The organism is Kosakonia sp. YIM B13571 (genome assembly GCF_042788095.1).
GTDB lineage: Bacteria > Pseudomonadota > Gammaproteobacteria > Enterobacterales > Enterobacteriaceae > Kosakonia > Kosakonia quasisacchari.
In genome coordinates, this window is record NZ_JBHZPL010000019.1 from 23,244 (window position 1) to 31,357 (window position 8,114).

An 8,114-nucleotide genomic window follows, 5' to 3' on the forward strand; every position below is an offset into this window, starting at 1 on the left:
GCGAGAGTTACTCGTCTTCCAGCTCGATGTTGATACCCAGCGAACGAATCTCTTTCAACAGTACGTTGAAGGACTCAGGCATACCCGGTTCCATCTGGTGGTTGCCGTCCACGATGTTTTTATACATCTTGGTACGACCATTCACGTCATCAGATTTAACGGTAAGCATTTCCTGCAGGGTGTATGCCGCGCCGTATGCTTCCAGCGCCCACACTTCCATCTCCCCGAAGCGCTGACCACCGAACTGCGCCTTACCACCCAGCGGCTGCTGAGTAACCAGGCTGTAAGAACCGGTAGAACGCGCATGCATTTTGTCATCAACCAGGTGGTTCAGTTTCAGCATGTACATGTAGCCAACGGTAACCTGGCGCTCGAATTGCTCACCGGTACGACCGTCGAACAGTGTGATCTGACCGGAAGTCGGCAGGCCACCCAGCTGTAACAGTTCCTTGATTTCAGACTCTTTCGCACCGTCGAAGACCGGCGTTGCGATCGGCATGCCTTTACGCAGGTTTTCCGCCAGACGCAGAACTTCCTCATCGCTGAAGGTGCTCAGGTCGACTTTCTGACGAACATCAGCGCCCAGATCGTATGCACGCTGGATGAACTCGCGCAGTTTCGCGACTTCTTGCTGCTGTTTCAGCATAGCGTTGATTTTGTCGCCAATACCTTTCGCAGCCATACCCAGGTGGGTTTCAAGGATCTGACCGATGTTCATACGAGACGGTACGCCCAGCGGGTTCAGTACGATATCAACCGGCGTGCCGTTTTCATCGTATGGCATATCTTCGATCGGGTTGATCTTAGAGATAACACCCTTGTTACCGTGACGACCTGCCATCTTATCACCAGGCTGGATCTGACGTTTAACGGCCAGATAAACCTTAACGATTTTCAGCACGCCCGGTGCCAGATCATCGCCCTGAGTGATTTTGCGGCGTTTCGCTTCGAGTTTTTTCTCGAACTCGTGTTTCAGTTCGTCATACTGCTCAGCCAATTGTTCCAGCTGATTTTGTTTCGCTTCGTCGGTCAGGCCGAGTTCCAGCCAGCGGTCGCGCGGCAGTTTGTCGAGCTTGTCAGCTTCAACACCGCCGGAAACCAGCACGCTGTGGATACGGCTAAACAGGCCAGCTTCGAGGATCTGCAGTTCTTCAGACAAATCTTTCTTCGCCTGTTTGAGCTGCATCTCTTCGATTTCCAGCGCACGTTTGTCTTTTTCCACGCCATCGCGGGTAAAGACCTGAACGTCGATAACGGTACCGGAAACACCGTTCGGTACGCGCAGAGAAGAGTCTTTAACGTCAGACGCTTTCTCACCAAAGATCGCGCGCAGCAGTTTCTCTTCCGGCGTCAGCTGGGTTTCACCTTTCGGCGTTACCTTGCCCACCAGAATGTCGCCGCCAGTCACTTCTGCACCGATGTAAACGATACCGGATTCATCCAATTTGGAGAGCGCGGCTTCACCCACGTTCGGGATGTCTGCGGTGATCTCTTCTGGCCCCAGCTTGGTGTCACGGGACACACATGCCAGTTCCTGGATGTGAATAGTGGTGAAACGATCTTCCTGAACCACACGCTCGGAGACGAGGATGGAGTCTTCGAAGTTGTAACCATTCCACGGCATGAACGCTACGCGCATGTTCTGACCGAGCGCCAGTTCACCGAGGTCGGTGGACGGGCCGTCTGCCAGCACGTCGCCGCGCTCAATGGGCTCACCCAGATAAACACACGGCATCTGGTTGATACAGGTGTTCTGGTTAGAACGGGTGTATTTGGTCAGGTTATAGATGTCGATACCTGCTTCACCCGGGTACATCTCATCTTCGTTAACTTTGATAACGATACGAGAGGCATCCACGTACTGAACAGTACCGCCACGTTTAGCAACCGCGGTTACACCGGAGTCAACGGCAACAGCACGTTCCATACCGGTACCAACCAGCGGCTTGTCAGCGCGCAGAGTCGGAACCGCCTGACGTTGCATGTTCGCACCCATCAATGCACGGTTGGCGTCATCGTGTTCCAGGAACGGGATCAGAGACGCACCAACAGAAACTACCTGCTGGGTGGATACGTCCATGTAGTCAACCTGGTCTGCGCTGAAGAGGCTGGATTCGCCTTTGCTGCGGCAGGTAACCAGATCTTCTGCAAAACGACCTTCTTCTGTCAGGTTGGTGTTCGCCTGGGCGATGACGTAGTTACCTTCTTCAATTGCAGAAAGGTAATGAATCTCGTCAGTCACCACGCCGTCAGTCACTTTACGATACGGGGTTTCAAGGAAGCCGTATTCGTTAGTCTGTGCGTAAACGGACAGGGAGTTGATAAGACCAATGTTCGGACCTTCAGGCGTTTCGATCGGACATACACGACCATAGTGGGTCGGGTGAACGTCTCGAACTTCAAAGCCTGCGCGCTCACGAGTCAAGCCGCCTGGGCCGAGTGCAGAGATACGACGTTTGTGCGTAATCTCGGACAGCGGGTTGTTCTGGTCCATAAACTGCGACAGCTGGCTGGAACCGAAGAACTCTTTCACTGCGGCAGAGATAGGCTTGGCGTTGATCATGTCCTGCGGCATCAGGGTATCCAGATCGCCCAGAGACAGACGCTCTTTCACCGCACGTTCTACACGCACCAGGCCAACACGGAATTGGTTTTCCGCCATTTCGCCAACGGAACGGATACGACGGTTGCCGAGGTGGTCGATATCATCCACTTCACCGATGCCGTTACGGATACCGATGAGCTTTTTCATCACTTCGATGATGTCTTCTTTGCTCAGGATACCGGAACCTTCAATGCTGTCGCGCAGCAGAGAACGGTTGAATTTCATGCGACCTACCGCAGAGAGATCATAGCGGTCTTCGGAGAAGAACAGGTTCTCGAACAGGCTTTCAGCAGCTTCGCGAGTCGGCGGTTCACCCGGGCGCATCATGCGGTAGATTTCTACCAGCGCGCTCAGACGATCGTTGGTTGGGTCGACGCGTACCGTCTCAGACATGTACGGACCGTGATCCAGATCGTTGGTGAACAGCGTTTCGATACGTTTGTGACCAGACTGGCTCAGCTTCGCCAGCAGATCGAGCGACAGCTCCATGTTTGCCGGGCAGATCAGCTCGCCAGTGGATTCGTCAACGTAGTCTTTAGCGGCAACTTTACCTGCGATGTACTCAACCGGTACTTCAATATGTTGAATTTCGTCTTTTTCAAGCTGACGAATATGGCGCGCGGTAATGCGGCGGCCTTTTTCAACATACATTTTGCCGTTTGCTTCGATATCGAAGGATGCAGTTTCACCACGCAGGCGTTCCGGCACCAGTTCCATCTGCAATTTGTTGTCGCGGATTTCAAAGATAACTTTTTCAAAGAACAGATCAAGAATCTGCTCAGTGGTGTAGTTCAGCGCGCGCAGAATAATGGTCGCCGGCAGTTTGCGGCGGCGGTCGATACGCACGAAGAGGTTATCTTTCGGGTCGAACTCGAAGTCCAGCCATGACCCACGGTAAGGAATAATACGTGCGTTATAAAGCACTTTACCCGATGAGTGGGTTTTACCCTTATCGCTGTCGAAGAAGACGCCAGGACTACGGTGCAGCTGAGAAACGATAACACGCTCAGTACCGTTGATAACAAAGGTACCGTTGTCCGTCATGAGCGGAATTTCGCCCATGTAGACTTCTTGTTCTTTAATGTCTTTAACAGTGCCTTCCGGCGCTTCGCGCTCGTAGATCACCAGACGCAGTTTTACACGCAGCGGAGCGGAATACGTTACGCCACGGATCTGACATTCTTTAACATCAAAAACAGGTTCGCCAAGACGGTAGCTGACGTATTGCAGTTCCGAATTGCCGCTGTAGCTCTTAATCGGGAACACGGAGCGGAAAGCCGCTTCCAGACCGTACTGCCCTTCAGGATCTTGCTCGATAAATTTCTGAAACGAGTCAAGCTGGATAGAAAGGAGATATGGGACATCCAGTACTTGTGGACGTTTACCAAAATCCTTACGAATACGTTTTTTCTCGGTATAGGAGTAAACCATAGGGTTCCTCAGCTCGCTGACAAGTCGACCCACTCTGTCCGTCGAAAGGGACAGTTTATGCAACACTATTTTTTTAGACCGGAAAGTGGAGCACTTTCCGCAATGCTTGTTGCTATCACGCTTAAATCATTTCATTGCGATTTACACAGAAAGAACTTTCTGTCGCAGTATATTAAGTCGTCGATAGAAACAAGCATTGTAAAGGATACAGGTAGTCAAACAGTGTGAAACGCTACCGGTACCTTCTACAGCGCAAAAAGGCTGGTGACCAAAAAGTCACCAGCCATCAGCCTAATTTCTCAGGCTGCAACCGGAAGGGTTGGCTTATTTAACTTCAACTTCAGCGCCAGCTTCTTCCAGAGATTTTTTCAGAGCTTCAGCGTCATCTTTGCTCACGCCTTCTTTCAGAGCGGCCGGAGCAGATTCTACCAGGTCTTTAGCTTCTTTCAGACCCAAGCCAGTTGCGCCACGTACTGCTTTGATAACAGCAACTTTGTTAGCGCCAGCGGCTTTCAGAATTACGTCGAACTCAGTTTTTTCTTCAGCAGCTTCAGCAGCCGGGCCAGCAGCAACAGCTACAGCGGCAGCAGCGGAAACACCGAATTTTTCTTCCATTGCAGAGATCAGTTCTACAACGTCCATTACGGACATAGCGGCAACTGCTTCAATGATTTGATCTTTAGTGATAGACATTTAAATTGTTCCTGAATATCAGAATAAGTTTATACGTAAGCAAATGCTTTATAAAGAAAACTGCGATTAAGCAGCTTCTTTCGCATCGCGTACAGCAGCCAGAGTGCGGACCAGTTTGCCAGCAGAGGCTTCTTTCATGGTCGCCATCAGGCGTGCAATTGCTTCTTCGTAGGTCGGCAGGGTTGCCAGGCGATCGATTTGTGACGCCGGGATCAACTCACCTTCAAAGGCAGCGGCTTTGACCTCAAATTTTGCATTCGCTTTCGCGAAATCTTTGAACAGACGAGCAGCAGCGCCCGGGTGTTCCATAGAATATGCAATCAGGGTCGGACCAACGAACGCGTCTTTCAGGCACTCAAACTGAGTACCTTCAACAACACGGCGCAGCAGGGTGTTGCGAACAACACGCATGTAAACGCCGGCTTCGCGACCTGCTTTACGCAGTTCGGTCATTTTATCTACGGTAACGCCACGGGAATCCGCAACAACCGCAGACAGCGCGCCTTTGGCTACTTCGCTGACTTCAGCAACAATCGCTTGTTTGTCTTGAAGATTTAAAGCCATTAGCTTTGCTCCTGGATGTTTGCCAGGGCTCATGCCCTGGAACTCACTTCACTCTTTTCAATGAAAAGAGCGTCTTAATACGGTGAGCAGAAACAAGCCAAAGAGTACTTTAAAAATAATCTTTAGGTTCTGTCACCGTCTACGCAGGGAATTAAGCTTCTTACGAAACACCTGCGGTCTTCGACGGAGGCCTGGATTAGGCCAGGCTCCAACGAACAAATCTGTTTGCTTGCTAACTTACGCTAGCAAAACGTGGGGGTAAGATTGTAGACAAATCCACCACCCACGTAAAGGCGAATATTAGTTCGCTACTGCGTTCAGACCAGCCTGGTCTACCGCAACACCTGCACCCATGGTGGTGGAGATGCTAATTTTCTTGATGTACACGCCTTTCGCCTGAGACGGTTTTGCTTTTTTCAGCGCAACCAGCAGAGATTCCAGGTTTTCTTTCAATTTATCAGCGTCGAAATCCACTTTACCGATGGTGGTATGGATGATGCCGTTTTTGTCGTTACGGTAACGAACCTGACCCGCTTTAGCGTTTTTAACCGCTTCAGCAACGTTCGGTGTTACGGTACCAACTTTCGGGTTTGGCATCAGGCCACGCGGACCCAGAACCTGGCCCAACTGGCCAACAACGCGCATTGCATCCGGAGAAGCAATAACTACGTCGAAGTTCATTTCGCCTTTTTTGATCTGATCAGCCAGATCTTCCATACCTACCAGCTCAGCGCCAGCTGCTTTAGCAGCTTCAGCGTTCGGGCCCTGAGTAAATACGGCTACGCGAACAGAACGGCCAGTACCGTGCGGCAGTACAGTTGCACCACGTACGTTCTGGTCAGATTTACGCGCGTCGATGCCGAGGTTAACAGCAACGTCTACGCTTTCTACGAATTTAGCAGTGGCCAGCTCTTTCAGCAGAGCAATGGCTTCGTTGATGTCGTACTGTTTGGTCGCATCAACTTTGTCACGGATCACGCGCATGCGCTTGGTCAGTTTAGCCATTTCTTAATCCTCCACTACCAGGCCCATGGAACGTGCAGTACCTTCGATTGAGCGAGTCATCGCTTCAATGTCAGCACCGGTCATGTCCGCGGCTTTAGTCTGAGCAATTTCCTGCACCTGAGCGCGGGTTACTTTGCCCACTTTGTCTTTGTTCGGCTTGCCGGAACCAGACTTGATACCAGCCGCTTTCTTCAGCAGAACTGCTGCCGGAGGCGTTTTGGTAACGAAAGTGAAGGAGCGGTCAGCGTAAACGGTAATAACAACCGGAATCGGCAGACCTTTTTCGATGGAATCAGTTTTGGCGTTAAACGCTTTACAGAATTCCATGATGTTAACACCCTGCTGACCCAGAGCCGGACCTACCGGTGGGCTCGGGTTTGCCATGCCAGCTGCAACCTGCAGCTTGACGTAGGCCTGGACTTTCTTAGCCATTGAAATTTCCTCGTTTGGGTATAGCGCCCCGAAAGGCTCCCCGTGTTTGAATACGTTTTACGGATACGAGACCCATAAAAACAAAAGGCGCGAAATTGTATGTCAATTTCGCGCCCTGTGCAACGTTTGATCGCCGAATATTTAGGCTTTTTCGACCTGGCTGAAATCCAGCTCTACCGGGGTCGCACGACCGAAGATAGAAACGGAAACTTTCAGGCGAGACTTCTCGTAGTCCACCTCTTCAACCACACCGTTAAAGTCGGCAAACGGACCATCGCTAACGCGGACCATTTCACCCGGTTCAAACAGTGTTTTCGGACGCGGCTTATCACCAACCTGCTGCAGGCGGTTCATGATCGCATCCACTTCTTTATCGCTAATCGGCGCCGGACGATCGGACGTGCCGCCGATGAAGCCCATTACGCGCGGAACGCTGCGTACCAGGTGCCAACTGGCGTCATTCATCACCATCTGGACAAGGACGTAGCCCGGGAAGAATTTGCGTTCGCTTTTGCGACGCTGACCACCACGGATTTCGACCACTTCTTCCGTCGGCACCATGACTTCGCCAAACAACTCTTCCATATTGTGTAATTTGATATGCTCGCGCAGCGAAGTGGCTACGCGGCCTTCAAAACCGGAAAACGCCTGAACGACGTACCAGCGCTTTTTAGGAGCTTCAGACATCTCAGAACCTCAGGCCAGTGATAAAGGAAACCAGGCGGACCAGAATACCATCCAGTCCCCACAGGATCAGTGACATGACTGCAGTTACGGCAGCCACGATCAATGTGGTGTGCAATGTTTCCTGACGAGTGGGCCAAATCACTTTACGTACTTCGGTTCTCGCTTCACGGGCAAAAGCAACGGTCGCTTTACCCTTCGTCGTCAACAGCGCGACACCACCTGCTGCAGCAATCAAAATAACAACTGCCAACGCGCGGAGCGGCAGCATCATGTCACGATAAAGATAGTTGCCAACGATAGCCACGAGCAGCAGTACTGCAACAACAACCCACTTCATCGCTTCCAGGCCGCGCCCGCTCCCTTGAGCTTCGGTATTCGCACTCATAAACCAACCTGTCACAAGAATTCAGACAAACATTTTTGCCCCGCATAAGCGAGGCAACCAAACCGAAATGCTCTGGCGAGATTCGGACTAACGCCCTCTTCAGAGCCTGTCTCAGCAATGATTATGACAAATAAAATCACTGATGAGCCAGGTTCTGGTTCGAAAGCGTACAAAAAGGGCATCAAATGATGCCCTTTTCTTGCGCATTGCGTCAAATGTTATCAGCGATTAGCTGAGAACTTTTGCTACAACGCCCGCGCCAACGGTACGGCCGCCTTCACGGATTGCGAAACGCAGACCATCGTCCATCGC

The 8,114-nt window shown here is 51.4% G+C and carries 8 protein-coding genes; all 8 read right to left on the reverse strand.

Annotation, left to right across the window (positions count from 1 at the left end):
- Window positions 1-7: 7 nt before the first annotated feature.
- A complete protein-coding gene (gene rpoB, locus ACFX4O_RS23775) occupies window positions 8-4,036 on the reverse strand; it encodes a DNA-directed RNA polymerase subunit beta (protein ID WP_131413619.1) in 4,029 nt (1,342 codons plus the stop codon).
- Between the two features lie 324 nt (window positions 4,037-4,360).
- A complete protein-coding gene (gene rplL, locus ACFX4O_RS23780) occupies window positions 4,361-4,729 on the reverse strand; it encodes a 50S ribosomal protein L7/L12 (RefSeq protein ID WP_035890291.1) in 369 nt (122 codons plus the stop codon).
- 66 nt (window positions 4,730-4,795) lie between these two features.
- Window positions 4,796-5,293 (reverse strand): 50S ribosomal protein L10, encoded by a 498-nt coding sequence (gene rplJ / locus ACFX4O_RS23785; RefSeq protein ID WP_007704673.1) that lies wholly within the window; start codon window positions 5,291-5,293, stop codon window positions 4,796-4,798.
- A gap of 300 nt (window positions 5,294-5,593) precedes the next feature.
- Window positions 5,594-6,298 (reverse strand): 50S ribosomal protein L1, encoded by a 705-nt coding sequence (rplA, locus tag ACFX4O_RS23790; RefSeq protein ID WP_131413620.1) that lies wholly within the window; start codon window positions 6,296-6,298, stop codon window positions 5,594-5,596.
- A 3-nt stretch (window positions 6,299-6,301) separates the two neighbouring features.
- Window positions 6,302-6,730 carry a 50S ribosomal protein L11 gene (gene rplK / locus ACFX4O_RS23795; RefSeq protein ID WP_002438627.1) on the reverse strand — a complete coding sequence of 143 codons (429 nt, stop codon included), beginning with the start codon at window positions 6,728-6,730 and terminating at the stop codon, window positions 6,302-6,304.
- Between the two features lie 141 nt (window positions 6,731-6,871).
- On the reverse strand, window positions 6,872-7,417 hold the full coding sequence (gene nusG / locus ACFX4O_RS23800) for a transcription termination/antitermination protein NusG (protein WP_006816549.1): 546 nt from the start codon (window positions 7,415-7,417) through the stop codon (window positions 6,872-6,874).
- Window position 7,418: 1 nt separating this feature from the next.
- Window positions 7,419-7,802, reverse strand: a complete 384-nt coding sequence (gene secE, locus ACFX4O_RS23805) for a preprotein translocase subunit SecE (RefSeq protein WP_003033128.1) — start codon at window positions 7,800-7,802, stop codon at window positions 7,419-7,421.
- A gap of 228 nt (window positions 7,803-8,030) precedes the next feature.
- Window positions 8,031-8,114 (reverse strand): hypothetical protein (locus tag ACFX4O_RS23810; protein WP_000740161.1); only part of this gene is annotated, 84 nt, incomplete at its 5' end.